Below are 22,442 nucleotides of genomic sequence, written 5' to 3'. Positions count from 1 at the left end.
ATGTTAAAAGAAAAATAGTATTTTCTTAGTGTTAAATCAATTTTAGAATTTATATAAATAACTATCTGCTATGCCTTAAAAAACGGCGAACTGTGCGATCCGTTCAAGCATGCAAGCAAGAACTGTCATTGCGCATATGTACTTTAATATGTGAAAAAAATACTATTAAACATTTTCATATAATGGTTATAATAGGATTAGATTGCTTTGAGATTTTTTTCTAAATTATATATTTTAAGAATTCTCATGCAAAAAAGAGCAAATTCTCTACTTGAGAAATTGCTCTTTTTTGCAGAGAAACATTACTAGAAGGCCCTAAGGAGTACCCAAATTTCACAAAGAGGCGATAGATAATGAAGAGATTTATTAGCATAAAAGGTATTGGTACATATTTTCCAAAACGAAAAGTAGATTCTTTTGAAATAGATCGTATGCTAGGTGTGCCAGAAGGCTGGACATTAAAAAAAGCTGGGGTAAAAACACGATACTTTGTTGATGGTGAAACATCTTCTTATATGGGTGCTGAAGCTGCAAAAAAGGCTGTAGAAGATGCTAAGCTAACATGGGCTGATATCGATTGTATTATTTGCGGAAGCGGAACGATTCAACAGGCAATCCCTTCAACTGCATCACTTATTCAAGAACAGCTCGGATTACAGCACTCTGGTATTCCGTGTTTTGATATCAATTCAACCTGCCTAAGTTTCGTAACAGCACTTGATACCATTTCTTACGCAATGGAATGCGGGAGATACAAAAATGTGGTTATCATTTCTTCTGAAATTTCTTCTGTGGGATTAAATTGGGGACAAAATGAAAGCAGCATTTTATTCGGTGACGGTGCGGCAGCTGCTGTGGTAACAAAAAGCGATCATACATCTTCCATTATAGCTTCCCATATGGAAACCTATAGCTCTGGTGCGCATCTATCTGAAATTCGTGGCGGTGGAACGATGATTCATCCTAGGGAATATAGCGAAGAGCGCAAAGAAGACTTCCTGTTCGATATGAATGGCAGAGCTATTTTCAAACTATCTTCTAAGCATATGTTGAAGTTTATCGATAACCTACTTATGAATACTGGTTATTCCCTAGACGATATTGATTTAATTGTTCCTCATCAAGCAAGTGGACCAGCTATGAGACTGATTCGTAAACAATTAGGAGTTGAGGAAGAGCGCTTTATGACCATTTTTGAAGACTACGGTAATATGATTTCCGCATCTATTCCGGTCGCTCTTTTCGAAGCGATTAAACAAAAGAAAGTGCAGCGTGGAAGTAAAATATTATTGCTAGGTACTTCTGCAGGACTTTCTATCGGGGGCATCCTTCTTGAATACTAAGAAAACCGTATTAATTACAGGGGCGCGTGCACCGGCGGCTTTACATTTATGCAGACTGTTTCATAACACCGGACATACCGTTATTATGGCAGATAGTATTCCGTATCCATTAAGCAAAGTTTCAACAAGTACGGATTATTTTTATGAAATTCCTTCTCCAAAGTGGAAAACAAAAGAAAGCATCGATGCGCTGTTATCGATAATTCAACGTCATAATGTGGATGTACTTATTCCTACTTGTGAAGAAATATTTTATATATCTAGACATAAAGAACAATTAAGTCCATTTTGTCATGTATTCGTAGATGATTTTCACAAGCTTTCATTACTCCATAATAAATGGGACTTTATTCAGTTAGCAGCAAATTTAGGTTGGAGAGTTCCTGCAACGTATAGATTAAATAATGAACAAGACATAAAAACAATTCTTCACCAAACAGCAGACACTACTTCTTTTGTGCTAAAGCCGATTTTCTCCCGTTTCTCTGATAAAGTGGAGTTTATTACAAAAGAGGCTGCTATAAAAGAAAACATGGTAGACAAGTCAAATTACATCCTTCAAGAGTTTATACAAGGAACGCAGCATTGCTCCTACAGTATCGCGCAATCTGGGAACGTGTTAGCTCACTCTACTTATAAAACGGAATTTACGGCAGGGGTAGGCGCTACCATTGCGTTTAAATCTGTTGATCATTCTAAAATTGAACAGTTTGTTGAGCATATTGTAAAAGAGCTAGATTTCTCTGGACAAATTGCCTTTGATTTTATCGTTACCGAGAACGGAGATGCTATTCCCATTGAATGTAATCCACGTGCCACAAGTGGGTTGCATTTATTTGATGCGGAAATAGTATCCGCTTTTTTTCATGCAAACGTAAACCATACATTAATTCCGAAACCACATTCTGAGTGTGCCATTCGGTTAGCGATGCTTTTATATGGACTCCCTTACTTAACAAGTAAGCAAAAACGTAAGCGATGGTTACAAGTTCTATGCTCCTATCCAGATATCATTTATAGTCGCACGGATAGGAGACCATTTTTTTATCAGTTTTTTAGCATGTATAAATTATGGCGTGAAAGTGTTAAACATGAGCGGACTATTTTAGAGCAAACAACGCATGACATAGCATGGGATGGTGAACATTTATGAAAATGCTAGTGACTGGTGGAACGGGCTTTCTAGGCCAAAAGCTCGCCTTTAGATTGATGAATATGGGCTATGAAGTAACGGCAATCGGGAGAAATAAAACAATCGGGAAATGTTTAGAACAAAATGGAATTGAGTTTGTACATTGTCCTCTTGAAGACAGGGATCGTGTGCTGCAAGTTTGTAAGGATAAAGATTATATCTTTCATAGCGGTGCTCTTTCTTCTCCTTGGGGCAAATATAAAGATTTCTACAATGCGAATGTGTTAGGAACTCAACATATAATCGAGGGAAGTCAAAAGTCTGGTATAAAACGCCTTATCCATGTATCAACACCAAGTATTTATTTCTATTATGATGAACGGCAAGATGTAGTAGAAAATGCGAAGCTTCCTGATACGTTTGTCAATTATTATGCAAAAACGAAGTACATGGCTGAACAAGCTGTGGATCAAGCTTTCTCTGATGGTTTACCCATTATCACGATACGCCCACGCGCTTTGTTTGGTCCAGGAGATAACGCTATTCTTCCGCGTCTTATTAAAGTATGTGAAAAAGGTGCCCTACCGAGAATTGGTACAGAAAATGTTCTTGTTGATATTACCTATGTCGAGAACGTTGTAGATGCTTTACTTCTTTGTATGGATTCCCCCATATCTACATTAGGACAAAAATATAATATAACAAATGATGAACGTGTAAATTTATATGAAGTCATTGAACATGTCATGAAGCGGCTTGATAAGGAAGTACAATATAAAAACATTTCCTACAAAACTGCTTTTACACTAGCTGCTATCCTAGAAGCAATTTCAAAAACGATTTTATTCGGAAAAGAACCTATTCTCACAAAATATACGGTTAGCGTTCTTTCAAAAAGCCAGACTTTAAATATTGATAAAGCTAAAAAAGAACTAGGATATGCTCCAAAGATCAGTATAGAAGAAGGAATCACACAATTTGTAGACTGGTGGAAAATACAATGAAAATCAAATCTTTAAAGCTATATGATACAGGATATTGCACACATCCAGAAAAAATTGCCTACTCCAAGGGCAGTTGGAAACAAATCCGTTTTCCAGCTACAGTAGGATTACTTCATCATCCAAGCTTAGGCTATATTCTATTTGATACGGGATATGCTGGACACTTTAAAGAAGCAACCAAAAAATTTCCGTACTCTGTATATGCCAAACTAACCCCTGTTCATTTTACGGAGGAGCAATCTATTAAACAGCAGTTGCTTCTTGATGGGATTCATCCAGAGGAAATCAAATATATTATAATTTCTCATTTTCATGGCGATCATACAGCTGGTCTGCCTGACTTTCCACAAGCCAAAATACTAACCTTCGCAAAAGCTTATGAGGATATAAAAAAGAGAAGTAAATTTGGAGCTCTATTAAAAGGGTGTCTAAAAGATACTCTGCCGATTGATATAGAGCAAAGGATGACATTCATTGATCAAACTCCATCCCTTAATCTGCCTCCTACATATGGAAAATTTGAAGAGGGCTACGATGTATTTGGTGATGGCTCCTTACTTGCTGTTGACTTAACAGGACATGCAACGGGACAGTTCGGTCTATTCGTCCATTTAGATAGTAGTAAGATTGTCTTTCTTTGTGCAGACGCAGTGTGGCTGAGTAAAACGTATAAAAACCTTGTATTTCCTAGTAAGATTGCGAATCTTTTAACTAGCGATCCAAAGTCTTATCGACAGAATATAGAGAAGCTCCACCATTTATCTCAAGTATCACCTGAGATTGAAATACTACCAACGCATTGTGAGCACACATGGAATCAAATTAAAGCAGGAGTGTACTATGAATAAATTACGCATTCTCCAGCAATACTTGAAAACAAAATATGGCATGCGATTTTCGAATCGCAAACAAGTGGAACGGTTTCATAACCAACAAATAAAAAAACAACTTTTGTTCACGATGGAGATGTCTCCTTTCTATCGCCAGTTATATACTCCTTTTGTAAAAGAAATTCAAAAGGGAAATTTGGCTGCACTCCCTATTATTGATAAAGAAGTAATGATGGAGCATTTTGATACGTTAAATACAGTTGGTATTTCAAAGGAAGAAGCATTTCGTGTAGCATTTGAAGCAGAAAAGACCCGGAATTTCTCTCCAACCATTCGTAATATAACGGTCGGTTTATCATCAGGCACTAGTGGAAATCGTGGGGTTTTCCTCGTTTCTGAGGAGGAACAAACGTTGTGGGCGGGGGCGGTTATTGGAAAGGTACTTCCTTCTAGCATTTTACATAAACACACGATTGCTTTTTTCTTACGTGCAAATAGCAATTTATACGAAGCAACAAAAAACAAGCGAATCTCATTTCATTTTTTTGACTTACTAGATTCGTTTCAGCAGCATATCACTCAATTAAATGAAGTAAATCCATCTATTTTAATTGCACCTCCGTCTATGTTGCGAAAGATCGCTTACTGGCAGCAAGAAGGACTTATTAGAATTTGTCCCAAAAAAATTATTTCTGTAGCAGAAGTGCTTGAAGATATGGATAGAGCGTTTATTCAGGCAACCTTCCAACAGACCGTACACCAAGTTTATCAGTGTACAGAAGGCTTTCTTGCTACCACCTGCACACAGGGTACATTACACATCAATGAAGATCTCGTTCATATTGAAAAAGAATACTTAGATCAGGAAAATGGAATATTCGTTCCGATTATTACGGATTTCATGAGGAAAACACAGCCTATTATACGCTACCGTCTCAATGACCTATTAGTTGAGAAAAAAACGGCGTGCAGTTGTGGCTCTCCCTTCTTAGCCTTAGAACGAATTGACGGTCGATGCGATGATATATTTATTGGAATAAGTGAATGGGATAATAGTGAGATATCTATTTTTCCTGACTTCATTCGAAGAGCAATGTTGTTGGCATCCAATGAAATTCAACAATTTAAAGTGATACAGCATAGCATAGACAACATTGAAATTAAACTTGAAGTACCACCTAACCATCTCGAATCATGTAAATCAAATATAATGCAAGAGTTACATGCATTGTGGTCTACTAAAAAGTGTGTCATACCACATGTTTTCTTTTCCCATTACGATATTCAAGTACATGATAAAAAATTAAAAAGAATAGAAAGCCTTGTAAGGCAGGGTGAAACTATATGATTAAGCTGCATGATGTTCATTCCTTGCACAGCATTGACTGGGACTCCAAAAAAGATGGAGCCTATGTACGAGACAGCTTCCTGCCTCTATTACAACAGGGTGTTACAGCATTTATTGAAAATGTTAACACGCAGCTATTTCTATTAGAAATCGATGATCTCGTCTTGCCAGTTACGATTAATAACGCGGAGTTCGAAAATTCATATGTATGTTCTCCTTATACCCATTACATATCCTATGCATTAGAAGAGTTATGGGAATTAAAAAAACCATGGCTAGAGAAGCTGCTAACCTATCCGATTCATCTTATGGGAAGTTGGCTGCGACGAACGAATATGAATAAAGTAATTGTCGTAAATAATTGGATGCTTTCAACCAATCTATATCATGCTATCAGTAAACAACAAATCGAACAGATTACGGATTTATTTGTTGAGAAATTTCCAGAGCATACTATTCTATTTCGCTCTTTAAATAACGAATTATATCCCACAATTACACAAGCATTATCTACAGTAGGTTACAATAAAATGATGTCCCGTTCTATATACTTATTTGATCCAAAACACTATAAAGAAATGAATTCAAAAAAACGAAAAGACCTATTAAACGATAAAAATCTATTAGAGAAAAGCAATTATGAAATTATTACGAATGAAGGATTAACTAAAGAGGATATGTTACAAATTTCCGAGTTATACAACCAACTATATATCGAAAAATATTCCCGTCATAATCCAATGTTTACACCCGCTTATTTATGGAATGCTCTTCAGCATCATTTATTTGAGATAAAGGCCATAAAAAAAGGCGATACCATAGATGGTGTCATTGCTTATTTTATTAGGGACGGAGTCATGACAACGCCTATCCTCGGCTATAATACCAACTCTGATCAGCAACAAGGCTTCTACCGTATTCTTTCGCTCCTTATTACAATGGATTCTATCGAAAAAGATTTAATTTGTCATTGTAGTGCTGGGGCCGGAGAGTTCAAACGAAATCGTGGTGCGAAACAACAGATTGAATACAGTTATATGTATCACGCTCATTTGCCGTCTAATCAACAGAGGGTATGGAAGGTACTAACTTGGATATTACATACATGGATAGAACCGATGGCAAAAAAACATGGCTTCTAAACATAAGAGGATGAGCTCTTTGCCTACATGCTTCAGAACTTTAACGAAATCCGGCGAAAGAGGTCTCTCACAAGTTCATCGAACGAGTGGGAGACCTCTTTTATTGGGGAGTAATGATGGTAGGGACTTTGGTTCTCACTTGGATTTCACAGACGCAAGACTTTGCTCGAACATATCAATAATCGTAAGAAACCTCTCCGCTTCGCGAAATACATGATCAGCTAGCAAAGGATGTATAATGCTCTTAATGCGGCAGGCTTCAATTAAGTCTCTTGCTGTCTTTTTGAAGTCACGTAGAGATTTCACGGAAACACGGTTCTCATCCAAAAATTGATCGAGTAGCGAAACCGTTTGCGATTGAGGTCGCATCGAATCGAGATCTTGCGCTTGGAATAATAGTTGGTCAAAATCATGGCTGAAATTGCGTGCCTGATCAACAAGCTGCCGCTCAGACGGATCAAGTAAATGTCCGATAAACTTGGCATGGTCGGCCATAATGCGCAAGAAAAAGACGTTCTCATTAATAATTGCATCAGGTAAAGGGTCTAATTTTCCGCTATTAAGCTGTTCGAGACGGTTTTTGAAGTAGTTTGCTTCTCTACTGGTATGGTCGATAAGTAAAGGGAAATTGTTAGCTCCAGGCATTTGGCAGCTAAGAACTAGACCCAATACTTTTCTTTTAAATGCCCATATATGTGCAGCGGCATTGCGAACCTCTATGTTGAATCGCTGGATTTGCTCAGGATCTGTTGTAAGGGTGTACGAATGTGCTTGGCGTTCTATCCCTTCAAATAAGGAATAGAATTGATTGGCTTCATTAATGAGTTGGGTATCTTCACATCTAAATCCCAATTTTAGAAATAGCGAATGTTCCTTCATGATACGAGACCAAAACCGGATTTCATCTAATGATCGTGCCACAAATGCATTTGACAATCATCCCCACCTCCATGTTTTTACGGTCAATAGTGCATTTTATTCGCTATATTATGTTCCTATACATAAGCATCATGCACCATCATTTACATGGAGCGTATACTGATTGAAGAAGGACAGGTCAGGACTATTTATTGTTATCCAACACCGTGAAAGGTGGCTGCATGATGGACGACATGTCGAGCGAGAATCATCTCCGATGGCACTCAGCTTCTATAAACAAAGCCGAAAGAGAGCTGTTGAACGGACATCAAGGTGGAGTGATTTGGTTTACAGGATTGTCTGGCTCGGGAAAGTCGACATTGGCGAATGCGATGGCGAAATTTCTCTATCAGCAAGGAGTTAGAACCTACGTGTTAGATGGTGACAATATAAGATTGGGATTGAATAGGGACTTAGGTTTCAGTCCAATAGATAGAACGGAAAATATTCGCAGAATTGCCGAAGTATCTAGGCTATTTGCGGATGCGGGATTAATCGTCATTAACGCTTTTATTTCTCCGTATCAAACGGATCGAACGATGGCACGTCAGATTTCGAGCGAACATCCTTACATCGAAATCTATACATGCTGCTCTTTAGCTGAATGTGAACGCCGTGATCCCAAGGGATTGTATGTGAAGGCCCGCAGCGGGCAGATCTCTAATTTCACGGGCATATCTGCGCCCTATGAAGAGCCACAGGATGCGGAAATAACGATCATGACTGAAATGGAATCGGTAGCGGAAGCAGTAGGGAGAATTACAGCAGAATTGAAGGTGCGACACATCATTTAGTAGGATAAAGGATAGTGATAAGGTGGATATTTGCTGGTAAAGGAGCAGACGAAAGTCTGACGGAGCAACGCCGCTTGAGTGATGAAGGCTTTCAGGTCGTAAAGCTCTGTGCTCGCGCGGATTGAGCGACTAGGAGATAGGTGTTATAATTATCCATGTGAAGGGGTGGGATACCATGGATACAGTGGACAAGCTCAATAACGTCATTTTATTCGATGGGGAATGTAACTTCTGTGATCACAGCGTTCAATTTATTATTAAGCGAGACGCTCAAGCTCTTTATAAGTTCGCTTCTATACAAAGTGACATTGGCCAGCAGCTAATGAAAATCTATAATGTTCCTGACCGTATCGACAGCGTGATCTTGATTCGGAATGAGAAGTACTACGTCAAATCCTCTGCGGCGCTTAGAATTTGTACAGGGTTGAACGGTGGCTGGAAGCTGCTTTATTACCTGATTATTGTGCCAAGAATCCTTAGAGACATGGTTTATGACATTCTAGCTAGGAACAGGTACAAATGGTTTGGAAAAAAAGATAGCTGCATGCTGCCATCTCCTGATATACGGAAGCGATTTTTAGGATGAGTAGGCAAGATATAGCTGTGGGCAGGCAAGCTGATATAACGGTTTCATATCAAGTCGACTATTTCATAAATAGCCGGCTTTTTTTTGATTTTCGTTGTTATCGCGGAACTGAATCCGTGGAGTACGACAAAAATATATTTTTTACAAAATGTATATTGGTGAAACTTTCTAATTTTTTAGACGTCATATTACATAAGAAGCTTACAGATTTTAAACACAGAAGGGGAGAGACAGAGGCATGATGAAGAAATGGATAGCTAGTCTTAGTATGGCATCGATAGTAGCAGTAGCAGCAATTCCGGCATATGCTGCGCCTTCAGCTGTGAAGTCCAATATGGCTAACTTTGAATCTAATTCCATTGTTAAAAAAGATGGATCGCTGTGGGTGTGGGGACGTCAGCAATCTGCTCCGACTCAAGTGCATGCCCTATCAGATGTTGCTTATACCGTAGATAATACCTTTATTGTAAAGAAGGATCAGTCGGTTTATTATTTTCAGAAAAATCAAGTGAATACGAGAGAACAAGAGATTACCCCGATAGAAGGGCTGTATGGCGTTAAAGATGTGATTGGTTCATTTTATAGTGGATATATATTGCTGGATCAGAAGGGTCAAGTGTATTCCTTAAACACAAATAACGAAGATATGGAAAAATCGTTATCTGATCTGCTCATTCCAATTGAGGGACTTAATGAAGTGAGCAGTCTTAGTTCTTACACGTATACTATAAAAGATAAAGGATACGAGTCGTATTTGCTAGCTTTGAAGCAGGATGGCACGGTGTGGCAAGGGAAAATGGGTGAATCGGCTTCCGTAAAACAAATACAAGCGCTCAAGGATATCGAGGACATTAGTAGGAATCTTGCTTTGCAAAAAGATGGCTCATTATGGGCACTTCCTGAGGAAGATTCCGTAGGGAAATTGGCTGTTCCGTATCGCGTGAAGGGCGCAAGTGATATTAAAGAAGTTTACTCTGATGAATACTCCCAAATGGCAATCGATTCACAGTCTAGGCTGTGGTTTTTAAGTGGGACGGTTACGGGATACTCGGATTCAACGGATTATTTGACCCATTTATCTCCAGTTAGACTTACAACCGTTTCCCAGGTTGAAGAGGCTCTGGTCGTCGATCGTGATCTAGTGGTTCGGACGAAAAATGGTGATGTGTACCGTACGACCATTCAGCATGAGAAGATGCCATCTAATGCTAAGTTTGAGCTGGTAGCTAAAGATATCGTAGCAATAGAAGACGGTTATAAACATATGATTATGCAGAAAAAAGACGGGACGTTATGGGCTTGGGGATTGAACTCCTATGCGGACTATGGATCTGGGGATTATAAATATGACTATGAATATTCGAATATCGTTCCCGTACAAAAGCCAATTATCGTTGAACTGAATGGCAAATCTGTACCGCTTTCGAACGGTGTTATCGTCCGCAATGATCAAGCCTTTATCCCGCTGCGTTCTGTATTTGGCAGTATGGGGGCTGAAATAAAGTGGGATGCCGAAGATAAGCAGGCACTTGTTACGCAGAAGCAAGCGAACGGAACGACAACCGTCATTTCGATTAACTTTACTACTGGGGATACGAACGTGAATGATAAAGCCGTGAAGCTGGAAACGGCTCCATTTATATCTGGGGATACGGCGTTCCTGCCACTTCGTTTCGTTAGTGAGACGCTTGGCGCCAAAGTAAACTGGTCGAAGCAGGAGGATAAAATTTCAATTACGATGCAATAGTTGCAGTTGTTAAGGATGTTGAAGAGTAGGCTTGGCTTGCAAGCTGAGCAACTTAATCGTACTTCTATTATTAACAAAGGGGCAGCCTTCGTCATAGAGACGTTGGGCGTGCCCCTTTTATTAATCTATGTGGTAGTTATCATTATGTGATTGCGTATACTTTCACGATGAAGGAAGCCTGTGCTCCTGAAGGGTTAGCAATATATAAGGAGCGGGCAGATATAACTCTAGATGCATTGCCAGTAATGACATCTTGTAGTTCCGTAGGATCGGTTCCAGCGGATACATCTCTTTTAACATCGAATGAAATATCGTACGGATCTACGCCGCCGCCTTCCACTTCCCAGAGCAAGCGCTTCGTACCTGGAGGAAGAACCTCTGTGCTAAAGTTTCCACTTGAGCGGTGCTTTTGTCCGTCTAAAGGCGCTTTCTCAGATCGAATACTGGCAATAAATTCACGTGCTAATTCGTTCATCTGGTATTCCCTCCACACAACTTTTTTTATGATACATTCCCATATGTATTTGCTTGTCAGATCGATTAGAACATGATAGATTACATTTTTTGTTTGTTATGGGAAGTAAGAGGGTGTGGAGGGATTGGTGAGAAAATAAGCGTTTTATGCTTATATTTTGATGTCGATATTGCCACCTAAGTTAGGTTGCACGCTTTGTTGCAGCAGGCGCACCACATCGTTACCGGCTTGTTTGGCTAGATCTTGCGACATCTTCGTGACCCGAAGGCTGACAGCCTGGGACAACATGTTTTGATTCATATGAACTGACATTGAAGCTACATTCATCTTGTAAAGCACCTCCTTATAGTTATGTTATCGGTAGATTAGAACCTATTGATGTGCTCCATAATTTAGAAGCCGATCTCACTTCTTGCTGATTGCGCGTATGCAAGCCATTAAAGAAACGCAGCAAAAAAAAGCCCTCGCTTATGTGAAGTATCATCCAAATGAATGGAATAACAATCTCAGCATAATAAAGAGCTTTTATATGGATGACTGTTCATGATGGTTGTGTTTCCAATACAGACAATGTAATTAGATTACTTTCTGTTTTCTTTCTTTTCGAACGTTAGGCATTCAGCGTTCTCTTGTTTGATTTGAACAACGGAAGCACCACAGTTGTTTTCTTTCCAGTTCACACATTCAGAGATTGGGCATTTGATAATAGACATTTATAATTCCTCCTCAAAGTAAAGGTGTTTTTTATTTGTTGTTTTGTATGTATGTAGCATAACTTATATTTAAGAATTTGTGATACAGTTTTTTCAATTAATAATGACAATATTATAGATAATAGAAGTGATTATTAGTCTCAGTATAATGATAATCACTATCACTATGCGGTTTTCGAGAGTTTAGGGTCAGATTACACAATTTACACATGTTAGATTGGATAGATATAAGATAATAAAATTGTTAATAATTTATAAATATTAATCCCAGCAATTACATTTTTCTGCCTATTCATATTTCAAATATTCCTCCGATAAATCGTATACGGACATTTAGATTATTTAGTCATTTACGTGCATACTAAGGAGGAGAGGCCGTGCTTAATAGATGGAGAAAAGCTTATTATCGTTCACTTGCCAAGAAGACGCTGGTGCGATTAATTCTTTTAGTTATGATACCTGTATTGGCATTGACGTTTGCAATAACTAGTTTTGCGGTGAATCAAAATGAAGATACGCTGCTCGGAGATGTGGAGCAATCTACGACTACGATGACAACGGTGTTGAATCAAGCCTATGATAATTACGCGCATACGTTGGACGGATTAATTAAAAGCATAACACCAGAGCGAGTTAACCCAACGTATTTACAAAATCGTGTGCGTGATGTGTCACAAGATATGAATAACCTTTTGGCAGTGTTCGTTGCTTACAAGGATGAATACTACGAAAGCACGGGTCAGCTACAGGAAGGATTTGATCCGAAGACACGGCCTTGGTATCAGGATGCAATGAAGGCGAAGGGAGAAGTAGTCATTTCCAAGCCTTATCAAGATAAAGTAACGGGGAAAATCGTGATTACCTTCTCCAAGACGTTAGCTGCCAATGATGGTGTAGTTGGCATTGACGTGTCGATTGATAATTTTAGCGATTTAATTAAGTCCTACAAAGTAGGTAAATCAGGATACATAAGTTTGCTGGATCAGGATAGCAACGTGCTTGTTCATCCACAAATGAAATTTGGGGATAAGCTTGCAGATGCTCAATTTGCTCCACTTAAAGCTAGTACCCACGGTAATATGACGGTTACGACAAATGGGAAGGAAGAGTACATCAGCTTTGACAAACGCAACTTACTGGGACTGAATATTGTGGCAGTGCTTCCGCTAGCAGAAGTATATGAACTGATATTCGGACTTTATCAAATTGCCTTTATTTTCGTTGCGTTACTGCTTGTTTTGCTCGTGTTTTATATTGTTGTCATTGTTCGTACAGTTATTCGTCCCGTTGTGCATATTCGAGACCTTGCTGGGCAAATCGCATCAGGAGATCTTACGGTACGAGCCAAGCAAAGTGCGCGTACGGATGAAATTGGCCAATTACAGAACCATTTCAATGAGATGTCCGATTCATTATCTGACATGATGAAGCAGATTATGGAGGCTTCCGAAAATGTTTCTGCTGCATCTGAAGAGTTGTCAGCGAATTCAGATCAAAATGTCAGCACGATTTCACAGGTGGCAGAATCACTGCAAGAAGTATCCTCTCAAACGGAGGAAACGAGTCAAGTCTTGCAAGAAGTACAAGTTCTAGCTATGGAAGCAGGGCAAGAGCTTATGGAAATCGTACAGATGGTGGAGCAATCTTCTGCGACAACAACGGGTGTGAATCGCCTGGCGTCAGAAGGTCAACACCAATTGTTCAACGTCGGCGTGCAGATGGAAAATATGAAGAAGCATTCTGCGCAAGCGAGTGCTGAGAGTGAAGCGTTAAATGACGAAGCACAGCAAGTACATGGAATCGTTTCGTTTATTCAAAATATCGCTTCGCAAACACAGCTCCTTGCACTTAACGCTGCCATTGAAGCTGCCCATGCTGGCGAGCATGGCCGTGGATTTGCTGTCGTTGCAAGTGAAATACGTAAACTTGCTGAACAAACGGTTCAAGCGAGTTCACAAATAACGGATATTATAACGAAGATTATGGATCGTTCCAACACCGTATACGAAACAATGCAGGTTAGCGCGGCTTCTGTTCAAGAAGGTCATGAGCAAACGCTATCTGTAACGAATAAGCTTAACGAAGTATTTGCTTCGTTGGAACAAATGGCGTTTCATATGCAAAGCATTGCAGATCGCAGCGGACAATTGCGTTCGACGAATGCAACGATGCTGTCTTCATTTGATGCTTCGGGTAAAGTCATTCAACAAACGGTAGAAGAAATCGAATTGGTGGCAGCGGCGAGTGAAGAGCAAACCGCCTCCATGGAGGAAATTGCTGCATCAGCTGCGCATCTTGCCAAAATTGCCGAAACATTGCAAGAGTCAGCAACACGGTTCAAATTGTAAATCCGGATCAATAACAGAAAGAAGCTTGTCTTCATTTCATCATAAAGATGGATTTGGGTTATACTACGATGTATAAGGGGAGACGCAAGCGACTTTGTCGCTTGCGTCTGCAACCGTTACTGTTCGAACAGCTCACGGAAAGATTTGATCTTCCCGTGTGGATGTGGGGTTTGCTTGCGGATTTTGTTTGCATTTTCCCTACGGCGTTTCTGTACGGACATTACGAAATCCCCCTTATTCTGTTGTTGGAGATGCTGGTGCTTGTTGAAAATGTTCAAACTTTAACTCGTTGATACAGACTGAAATGACTTGGCAACTGTTCACGATGAAGCGATAGATATGAGCCCGTTCCTTCTCGTTCAGCGGGCGGCGAAACCGCTAATCAAGAAGTGGTCTTAGCATAGGTTTGATTGACCGTTCCTATGCTGACAAATATGTGGCGCGATTAACAGCGCAGCATGCGATTCATATTGGAATATGACGGACTATTGGATAATCTGCATTTTCTCCATATTGTTTTCAACGGTAAGGCTAAGGTGAACTTGCGTTTTTCCATCATTTGTGTCATCTTATAGATAAGCGCTATAACTTTCCAAAAGGTACGGATTTATTCTATGAAATAATTTACAATTACAGCCGTGTCTATTATACTATTTAGAAGTGTTTGTTCATTATCTCCCCATTGCAATCTCCAAGCTAGTCATTCGTTTTACCCTCCATTCATGCTAGTTCGAATATACCATGAACATAATGACATGAATAAGAAGCATTATTCTCGATATTTGTTGCGTACTAACCTCTGTAGTTCATACATAATGTAACTATCTCGAAAGTAGGGAATTATTCATGAATGAATCCATACGAGTTATTTTGTTGGATGATCACCCTCTTGTCCTTGAGGGGATTCATAATCGGCTTCAGTTAGAGCCGGATATAGAAGTTGTAGCAAGCTATACAGATCCATTACTTTTATTAGAAGACATACCCCAACTCCAAGCTGATGTTATTGTTATAGATGCTTCGATGCCTCATATGACGGGGTTCGAATTATCCACTAAGCTCAAGGAGCTTGAATCATTCTCCATGAAGATCGTCATGCTGTCGGGTTATATGTATAATGTACTCATTCAGAAAGCTTATCAAATTGGTATTAATGCATACATTTCTAAGCAATCCCCCTACGAAGAAATTCTTTACACCATTAGACAAGTTGCCCTTGGCTGCAACCTTTTATCTCCTAGTCGTCCAACCAGTCCTTTGAAGCAGGAACAATTGTCTGCAATTGAACGAGAAGTGCTTAGACGCATCGCGGAAGAAAAAAATAACAGGCAGGTCGCTTATGAATTAGCGATTAGTATGAGAACGGTTGAGCATCATATTATTTCGATTAATCAGAAGCTTGGGGTTAAATCTCGTGGCAGTGCTGTCGCAAAAGGCTATGAGCTAGGACTGCTTGGTCCAGTTAGTTAGTAGGGGCAACATAATCGTTCACATAATCATTCAATTTTACGTTTGTGTAAAGCGGGTTCGGACCGTTTATAATAGAGGCTGTATTGTACTGGATAGGAGGAAGCAACCATGTTAGCAGCCATCAATGATCATCTCCAGCCAGACCTCAAATTGTTGTTCGTCGGTTTTAATCCGAGTCTTCGCTCTGGAGAGACGGGACACCACTATGCGAATCCGCGCAATCGCTTTTATACGATTATTCATGAAGCAGGTTTAACGCAACGGCGCTATCGTCCTGAAGAAGATCGGGACTTGCTGGAGCTTGGTTATGGGTTTACAAATATCGTTGCACGGCCGACATTGGCAGCATCCGATATAACAGCTGAGGAATACGCAGAAGGACGAGTGATTCTGCGAGATAAGATACGTACATACCGTCCGAAGATCGTATGCTTTGTTGGCAAAGGTGTATATGAAAAATACAGCGGCAGACGCGACGTACAGTGGGGGTTTCAGGAAGCATCTGTTGTAGAAGGCGTGTGGGAGTTCGTTGCGCCTTCATCCAGTGGACTTGTACGTATGAAATTGGACGAGATTGTTGGCATTTTCTCTAAACTCCACGAGCATTTAGATTAGACGTTTTTTCCATTATCGTCAGGATTCGTGAGTATCTGCGCGTAATTGTATATCTCGACCTGCTGAGGCAGGCTCAGCCCTGCTCACTCTTGCAAATGGGAAGTAATCCATTCACATCCAATTTTCAATCGAAGGTATTTTCCTGTAGACTGGACCTATCCTTAACAGGAAATCCTTGTTAATTGGAGTGATTTGGTGATACAAACGACAGAACAGATCGAAATGCTGGACAGACGGAATGAAATTTTGCGACGAAATATTCATCAGTATTTGGTGCATGACAATCAGTACGGCTTGAGCAATCAGGATCAGTTTCTGCTCAATCAGATGGTGAAGGAATGGCATGCGACGAATTATGAGCTGCAGGGCGCTCGGTAGTGGCTAGTGATGCAAGTTTATATATAGCATTAGTGGATGAAGTGTAAGTGTTGGACGGAATGTAGGAAATGAACAGTGAACGTTTAGATATGAGTGTGGCGTGAAATGAAATCAATATGAAATCTTTAATGGTGTTATGGCCCTCTCCAGTGATTTACTGGAGTAGGGTTTTTATTATGTGAGTGTGTACGTGGAATGAGATGATAATGGTACATCATTTCGATTTGCATCGATGTAGAATGGTGTCGAAATTCCCCTACCCCTTATGGGGTAAGGGGTTGCAGAGATATTTTGTGATGACTAGAAAAAGGATTAACGGTTTGATGCAAAATGTCTAGAAGTTGATGATTCTAAAGTGCTGGAATCCTAGTTGGAGCAAGGCTTTTTTGTTATACTGTGGACAGGGTTTTATATGAACGTAGTGGGTTTTAAAGTTTGTTTTTCTAGTTCGATGAGTTTCTTTTCTTCGTTCGTTTTATATGAACGTAGTGGGTTTTAAAGACTATCCGCTCAGTCTTGTCTATCACTCGCTTAAGAGGTTTTATATGAACGTAGTGGGTTTTAAAGCACTGATCCGCTGGTACCAGATCGAAGAGTACGTTGGCGTTTTATATGAACGTAGTGGGTTTTAAAGCAGATAAAAGGCCGAGGCTGGATTGTAGTAGTGGAGTGAGTTTTATATGAACGTAGTGGGTTTTAAAGGCAATGTGGGCATGGGTTACTGCTCAATGGGCTGCTGCGTTTTATATGAACGTAGTGGGTTTTAAAGAGCTCAGTTATCACGTGGTGTTGACAAACGGGATGGCCGTTTTATATGAACGTAGTGGGTTTTAAAGTTGATTTGTTTCCCCTTGGCCTGAATTAAATATAACGTTTTATATGAACGTAGTGGGTTTTAAAGATTGTATGGCCAAAGCCAACACATGCAGATGCTAGGACAGTTTTATATGAACGTAGTGGGTTTTAAAGTGGATGACCGTTACTACGGCTTGATGATGTCGCAAGAGTTTTATATGAACGTAGTGGGTTTTAAAGATCGGCGTTATCATTCTCTATATCAGAGATATCAATGGTTTTATATGAACGTAGTGGGTTTTAAAGTTTCACGGAGTCGATCCGAATTGGAACGAACCGATGTTTTATATGAACGTAGTGGGTTTTAAAGATTAGATCTGCTGCTTTTACTAGAGACAGTTTTTTACCGTTTTATATGAACGTAGTGGGTTTTAAAGGTATCTATACCAATGCGTTAATGGGACGACATCGAGTGTTTTATATGAACGTAGTGGGTTTTAAAGGAAGACAACAGGCACAACGGTTAAAAAGGCGCCTATTGTTTTATATGAACGTAGTGGGTTTTAAAGAATCACTCCCTATCTGTTCATGATCTGCTGGAACTTCGGTTTTATATGAACGTAGTGGGTTTTAAAGTCTTCTCTCATGGTCCGCGTTAACGGCTGCAGCTGGTAGTTTTATATGAACGTAGTGGGTTTTAAAGGGCGTACGCAAAGCCAACGAAGAGCTGCACTCCGTCGTTTATATGAACGTAGTGGGTTTTAAAGGAAATGATATGGGGGCGCGGTGGAAGTACTGATGGTGGTTTTATATGAACGTAGTGGGTTGAAAAGTAGCACCATCTTATATTGTTCTAGCTTCTATTGAATTCAGTTCTATGTGAGTGTCATGGAATATAGTGAACAGAGTTGTAAGTGATATATTTTTAACATGTTACAGTACATACATTTTAAAAACTCTCCTTGTAAACTAGGAGAGTTTTCTTTATATCCTATCTTTTATCACAGACAAAGTTCAAAGTTAACTTTAGAGTAAAATGGAAGACCCGCTTCGTTCAGATAATTGGAAAACAGCTAAATTATATTTATATCCCGTGCTTCGTTCAGAAATAATTCAAAGTAAATGTATAGGAAATACAAACAGTAGTCAAGAAGTATAATTAAGCTTGCAGTAAAATTTTAAAAGCTATATTATAGGACTTATAAAGGGAAAATTAGTAAGTGGAGGTGTTGGGATGAGAATTCAGTTTTCTTTAAAATCAGAGACATATCCATTGTGTTATCGATTAATGGTGGTTTCTGTGATAAAGGAAGCAATTCGGCAAATGGATGAAGCGTATTATACGGAATTGTACGCATCGAATCAGCAGAAGCCTAAACCGTATACATTTGCTGTTCATTTGACTCGATTTACAATGATGGAAGATGAGATTCAAGCAGAAGATTTTAGAGTGACGCTGAGTTCCGATGATTATAAGTTTATGTTACTTGTAATGGGTGGGCTACAGCGAATACGCAGTTTGTCTTATCAATCCTATCAACTTCAAGTGAAAAGTCTTCATATGCAAAAGGAACAAACGATTACTAGCGATGCTATTGTCGTTAAAACACTTTCTCCATTACTAGTGGAAGATGAGAATCGCAAGCCATTAGCACCTACAGATCCCCATTATGAACAACATTTTAACGAAGTAATGAACTTAATCAAAGTGACATCTACAGGAGTTCCCTTACAACAACCAATACGAATACAGGTTTTAGATTCCAAGCGTAAAGTGGTCAAAGAACGAAATCGTGAATATGAGCAATCTACTTCTTTTGCTAATAAGCGCTATCTTTTTTTCACATCTTATCAAGGCCGTTTCCTACTAGAAGGTAACCATAAAGATCTACAGTGGTTGTTAGACAATGGAGCGGGTAAACGAAAATCTCAAGGATTTGGTTGCTTGGCTTTAGAATGTGAGGTGAACTAGGTGGAACGATTAACCCTACCCATGGATGATTATGTGCTCGCAATGGGAGGAGTAGGTCTTCAAAGAATAATTAATCACGGTATGGAAAAAGGAATACTGAGCCGTGAACATCAATGGGTTACATTCCAATCTGATGAGTTGTATGTTGTACCAGAAATTCTTCCGAATATTCCTGAACTATTTTTCACCTATATGCTAAATCACTACTCCATAGCTAATCGAGAGCGTAATCGATTAATACCACCCCAAGCAAGTGACGTGAAGCGTTCTCGCAAAGGCACTTATACTTTGTTAAAGCTATCTTTGGATACACAAATGAAAAAGCTAGAGAAGTATTTTGCTGATGACCCCTTACTCCAAGAACTACAACAATTACAATTAAACGTCAAATCAACGCTTACGGATGAGACTGATGTAGACGACTTTGTAAGTAAGTACCTCAATTTGTTATCTACACCCGCATTTGATGAAAAGTTAACGATAAATTATATCAAATCATCTTTAATGGCGCCGTTACATGGACAAGTTTCGTTACTCAATGTAGCAAAAAATTCACTTGATTTGCAAGGTTTGAAAGATACATTTCATAAAGACTTTATTGAGCCAGTTCTCCGGGATTGGAAGGCTCAACAACTATATGCTAGTCAAGCATCGCTAGTTGAGTGGAGAGAATTCGTAGATACGAGTGAAAATTCGGTACATAAGACCTGGAAGAAGGAACTTAAAAAGTGGGAATCGGACGAGCTAGATGACTATTGGAACGAGCAGCTTCGTTGCACATTTGTGGATGATTGGTTCGCTACCGATAGTTATGAAGAAATGGTATTTTCACCACTTGCTGTTAGCAAGGCTATAAACTTCTTCTGGGACTTAAACGATAAGCGACCCGTGCCGTTGTCTTCTTGGGCAAGACTTGTAATTTTTCTTTCTTCAGCGGGACTTACCACGTATCGGAAGAAGGTAGGGGATAAATCACTGCTCTATCATGCATTTGCATTCAGAGAAGGAAGTGCTGAAGATATTATCCGGATTAATGATCGACTTCTACATAGGGAGCAGGGCACTAGCTTTGGTGAGGTTATCGCAGCCACTCTTGAACGAGAGCGGCAGAAGGCGACATTTGCGCCTAACATCTGGTTCGTAGAATTCAGCTCTGATTACCGCGCTAAGAAGACGTTAATGGATTATTTTACGGTGCCGAAGCACATGGCTGCTTATTTCGAAGATGGTCATGCAAAGCAGTTGAACAAAATTAAAAATGATGAGTTTAGAGAAACGTTTTTATCTCAAGTGATGCAATCTATTGATCCGAAGGTGCATATTTTTTCACATTTAAGAGAAGGTATCAAAGCATTAATAAAGGGTCAATCCGAACATCAATTTATCATACATACCTGCTATATAGCAGTACGGGAGCGGCAAAGAATAGCGAGCTATAAAAAGAAAGTAATTATGCGGCAGAAAGGGGATGTACTGAGCATGCAAAATCTTAAGTTGGAAACCGAACTCGTTGAAGCATTGTATATACAGGGGAGAAAAATACAATCCGCGATGGTTAAATCTCATCATAGCAAAAAGCAAAATACTGAAGCTTATGTAAGTGGGGTAGATAAAAAGCTATCAGCGACTGCTTATCGGCTTCTTAATGCTGCAAATGCAGGAGATAAGAAACAGTTTCTAGATACTGTTATGCGTCTCCATCTTCAATCAGGAGTAACGCTAAATCGTGTGTTCTTGAATGCATTACATGAAGATGAAGTAGATTTTACCACTGTGTCCATGTCGTTTATGGCTGGGTTGCTTTCTTATAGGTCGGTTGAGGCACTAAATGAAAGTAATGACGGTACGGATGATAATAGTGAAGTTATAGATGTGGATCAAGAAATAGACGAATTGGAGTAATCACTGGGGAGGAGAATGAACATGACTAAAGCGTTAACTTTTACGGCTGTATTTCAAGCACAATCTTTGAATTATGGTGAAGGAATTGGAAATATATCGGAGTTGAAAAAGTTCCATCGTGGAAATGGTGATGTGTACACATTCGCATCTCGTCAAAGTATTCGCTATGATATCGTACGGTTAGGAAATGAACTGTTCGGCTGGAATTTAGAAACGGTTGAGAAAGTGGGCGGAGGGGTTGTTCAGTTCCGTAAAAATGCGTCGATAGCTGAATCAGTAGAAATGGATCTTTTCGGATATTTGAAGACAGACAAAGTGTCGCAGAAGCGTGCAGCAGTTGCTCGTCTTAGCCATGCAATAGCTTTAGAGCCATATAAGAGCGATATGGAGTTTCTCAACAATATGGGACTTGCTGATCGAATCCCATCGACACCTAACTTAGCAAATATAGAACAACACCTAACTTATTATACGTATACGCTGACATTAGATTTGGATCGGGTAGGTATTGATAAAGGAAATCATGATGGAGAAGTTCGAATTTCTGAGGAAGAGCGATACCAGCGTGTCTTGCAATTACTTGAGATTATGAAAGTATTGTATCGTGATATTCGAGGTCGTCGGGAGAACTGCGCTCCGTTGTTTGCAGTTGGTGGAGTATACAGTGTATCTAATCCTTTCTTCTTAGGCCGAGTGCGTCTAGCAAATAATAAGAATGGAATGGGGATCGATGTCGGGGCCTTGTCATCTGTAATGAACACAACCTTTATGGGACAATCTATTGCACCAGCAACTAAAGTAGGATTTGTAGATGGAGTATGGGCAAACGAATATGATTTAAGAGATCAATTCGGAGATCGGGCTCTCTCAATGGAGTCTTTTTTCCAAGAGCTTCAAGCGCAAGTACGTCATGCTTATGGAGTCGAGTAA

General features: G+C 39.6%; 21 protein-coding genes and 1 CRISPR repeat array. Of the genes, 16 read left to right on the top strand and 5 right to left on the bottom strand.

The window, feature by feature from the left end; genetic code table 11:
* Nucleotides 1–353: 353 nt before the first annotated feature.
* The 6 genes from NQ117_RS10465 to NQ117_RS10440 are packed head-to-tail and all read left to right on the top strand — an operon-like array spanning nucleotide 354 to nucleotide 6,799.
* Nucleotides 354–1,343, top strand: coding sequence for a beta-ketoacyl-ACP synthase III (locus tag NQ117_RS10465; protein ID WP_258277879.1), 990 nt, complete (start codon nucleotides 354–356; stop codon nucleotides 1,341–1,343).
* Nucleotides 1,333–2,496 (top strand): ATP-grasp domain-containing protein, encoded by a 1,164-nt coding sequence (locus NQ117_RS10460; protein WP_258277878.1) that lies wholly within the window; start codon nucleotides 1,333–1,335, stop codon nucleotides 2,494–2,496. The genes NQ117_RS10465 and NQ117_RS10460 overlap by 11 nt, the downstream gene beginning before the upstream one ends.
* Complete coding sequence (locus NQ117_RS10455) at nucleotides 2,493–3,479, top strand: NAD-dependent epimerase/dehydratase family protein (protein ID WP_258277877.1); 987 nt, start codon at nucleotides 2,493–2,495, stop codon at nucleotides 3,477–3,479. The genes NQ117_RS10460 and NQ117_RS10455 overlap by 4 nt, the downstream gene beginning before the upstream one ends.
* Nucleotides 3,476–4,327: an MBL fold metallo-hydrolase gene (locus tag NQ117_RS10450; RefSeq protein WP_258277876.1), complete on the top strand. Its 852-nt coding sequence runs from the start codon at nucleotides 3,476–3,478 to the stop codon at nucleotides 4,325–4,327. The genes NQ117_RS10455 and NQ117_RS10450 overlap by 4 nt, the downstream gene beginning before the upstream one ends.
* Complete coding sequence (locus tag NQ117_RS10445) at nucleotides 4,320–5,657, top strand: F390 synthetase-related protein (protein WP_258277875.1); 1,338 nt, start codon at nucleotides 4,320–4,322, stop codon at nucleotides 5,655–5,657. The genes NQ117_RS10450 and NQ117_RS10445 overlap by 8 nt, the downstream gene beginning before the upstream one ends.
* Complete coding sequence (locus NQ117_RS10440; protein WP_258277874.1) at nucleotides 5,654–6,799, top strand: hypothetical protein; 1,146 nt, start codon at nucleotides 5,654–5,656, stop codon at nucleotides 6,797–6,799. Before NQ117_RS10445 ends, NQ117_RS10440 begins: the two co-directional genes overlap by 4 nt.
* A gap of 135 nt (nucleotides 6,800–6,934) precedes the next feature.
* On the opposite strand, the gene NQ117_RS10435 is transcribed toward NQ117_RS10440, so the two are convergent.
* Nucleotides 6,935–7,735, bottom strand: a complete 801-nt coding sequence (locus tag NQ117_RS10435) for a DUF2935 domain-containing protein (protein WP_258277873.1) — start codon at nucleotides 7,733–7,735, stop codon at nucleotides 6,935–6,937.
* 176 nt (nucleotides 7,736–7,911) lie between these two features.
* Here NQ117_RS10435 and cysC point away from each other — a divergent pair, with 176 nt between their 5' ends.
* The 3 genes from cysC to NQ117_RS10420 all read left to right on the top strand — a co-directional run bounded on the left by cysC (nucleotide 7,912) and on the right by NQ117_RS10420 (nucleotide 10,844).
* Complete coding sequence (cysC, locus tag NQ117_RS10430) at nucleotides 7,912–8,511, top strand: adenylyl-sulfate kinase (RefSeq protein WP_258278228.1); 600 nt, start codon at nucleotides 7,912–7,914, stop codon at nucleotides 8,509–8,511.
* Between the two features lie 175 nt (nucleotides 8,512–8,686).
* The gene (locus NQ117_RS10425; RefSeq protein ID WP_258277872.1) at nucleotides 8,687–9,097 is read left to right on the top strand and encodes a thiol-disulfide oxidoreductase DCC family protein; all 411 of its coding nucleotides are present in this window, start codon (nucleotides 8,687–8,689) and stop codon (nucleotides 9,095–9,097) included.
* 238 nt (nucleotides 9,098–9,335) lie between these two features.
* On the top strand, nucleotides 9,336–10,844 hold the full coding sequence (locus NQ117_RS10420; protein ID WP_258277871.1) for a stalk domain-containing protein: 1,509 nt from the start codon (nucleotides 9,336–9,338) through the stop codon (nucleotides 10,842–10,844).
* 142 nt (nucleotides 10,845–10,986) lie between these two features.
* Here NQ117_RS10420 and NQ117_RS10415 read toward each other — a convergent pair whose 3' ends face one another.
* The 3 genes from NQ117_RS10415 to NQ117_RS10405 form a co-directional block, all read right to left on the bottom strand.
* Nucleotides 10,987–11,319 carry a DeoR family transcriptional regulator gene (locus NQ117_RS10415; RefSeq protein WP_258277870.1) on the bottom strand — a complete coding sequence of 111 codons (333 nt, stop codon included), beginning with the start codon at nucleotides 11,317–11,319 and terminating at the stop codon, nucleotides 10,987–10,989.
* A gap of 150 nt (nucleotides 11,320–11,469) precedes the next feature.
* Nucleotides 11,470–11,646: a YjfB family protein gene (locus NQ117_RS10410; protein WP_258277869.1), complete on the bottom strand. Its 177-nt coding sequence runs from the start codon at nucleotides 11,644–11,646 to the stop codon at nucleotides 11,470–11,472.
* Between the two features lie 254 nt (nucleotides 11,647–11,900).
* Nucleotides 11,901–12,032, bottom strand: a complete 132-nt coding sequence (locus NQ117_RS10405) for a DUF1540 domain-containing protein (protein WP_144986761.1) — start codon at nucleotides 12,030–12,032, stop codon at nucleotides 11,901–11,903.
* 377 nt (nucleotides 12,033–12,409) lie between these two features.
* On the opposite strand from NQ117_RS10405, the gene NQ117_RS10400 reads away from it, so the two are divergent.
* Nucleotides 12,410–14,380, top strand: coding sequence for a methyl-accepting chemotaxis protein (locus tag NQ117_RS10400; RefSeq protein ID WP_258277868.1), 1,971 nt, complete (start codon nucleotides 12,410–12,412; stop codon nucleotides 14,378–14,380).
* Nucleotides 14,381–14,496: 116 nt separating this feature from the next.
* On the opposite strand, the gene NQ117_RS10395 is transcribed toward NQ117_RS10400, so the two are convergent.
* The gene (locus NQ117_RS10395) at nucleotides 14,497–14,601 is read right to left on the bottom strand and encodes a DUF6254 family protein (RefSeq protein WP_258277867.1); all 105 of its coding nucleotides are present in this window, start codon (nucleotides 14,599–14,601) and stop codon (nucleotides 14,497–14,499) included.
* 625 nt (nucleotides 14,602–15,226) lie between these two features.
* On the opposite strand from NQ117_RS10395, the gene NQ117_RS10390 reads away from it, so the two are divergent.
* The 6 genes from NQ117_RS10390 (at nucleotide 15,227) to cas7i (ending at nucleotide 22,442) form a co-directional block, all read left to right on the top strand.
* Nucleotides 15,227–15,850 (top strand): response regulator transcription factor, encoded by a 624-nt coding sequence (locus NQ117_RS10390; RefSeq protein ID WP_258277866.1) that lies wholly within the window; start codon nucleotides 15,227–15,229, stop codon nucleotides 15,848–15,850.
* Between the two features lie 108 nt (nucleotides 15,851–15,958).
* Nucleotides 15,959–16,465 (top strand): G/U mismatch-specific DNA glycosylase, encoded by a 507-nt coding sequence (mug, locus tag NQ117_RS10385; protein ID WP_258277865.1) that lies wholly within the window; start codon nucleotides 15,959–15,961, stop codon nucleotides 16,463–16,465.
* Nucleotides 16,466–16,660: 195 nt separating this feature from the next.
* A complete protein-coding gene (locus NQ117_RS10380) occupies nucleotides 16,661–16,843 on the top strand; it encodes a hypothetical protein (RefSeq protein WP_258277864.1) in 183 nt (60 codons plus the stop codon).
* Nucleotides 16,844–17,248: 405 nt separating this feature from the next.
* A CRISPR array of direct repeats spans nucleotides 17,249–18,471; the repeat unit is 29 nt; unit sequence GTTTTATATGAACGTAGTGGGTTTTAAAG.
* 401 nt (nucleotides 18,472–18,872) lie between these two features.
* Nucleotides 18,873–19,610, top strand: coding sequence for a CRISPR-associated endoribonuclease Cas6 (cas6, locus tag NQ117_RS10375; RefSeq protein WP_258277863.1), 738 nt, complete (start codon nucleotides 18,873–18,875; stop codon nucleotides 19,608–19,610).
* Nucleotides 19,611–21,512 carry a type I-B CRISPR-associated protein Cas8b1/Cst1 gene (cas8a1, locus tag NQ117_RS10370; RefSeq protein WP_258277862.1) on the top strand — a complete coding sequence of 634 codons (1,902 nt, stop codon included), beginning with the start codon at nucleotides 19,611–19,613 and terminating at the stop codon, nucleotides 21,510–21,512.
* Nucleotides 21,513–21,533: 21 nt separating this feature from the next.
* Nucleotides 21,534–22,442 carry a type I-B CRISPR-associated protein Cas7/Cst2/DevR gene (cas7i, locus tag NQ117_RS10365; protein ID WP_258277861.1) on the top strand — a complete coding sequence of 303 codons (909 nt, stop codon included), beginning with the start codon at nucleotides 21,534–21,536 and terminating at the stop codon, nucleotides 22,440–22,442.

The sequence above is a fragment of the Paenibacillus sp. SC116 genome, from assembly GCF_024733555.1.
GTDB lineage: Bacteria > Bacillota > Bacilli > Paenibacillales > Paenibacillaceae > Paenibacillus_B.
This window is presented reverse-complemented; position numbering and strand designations above follow the sequence as displayed.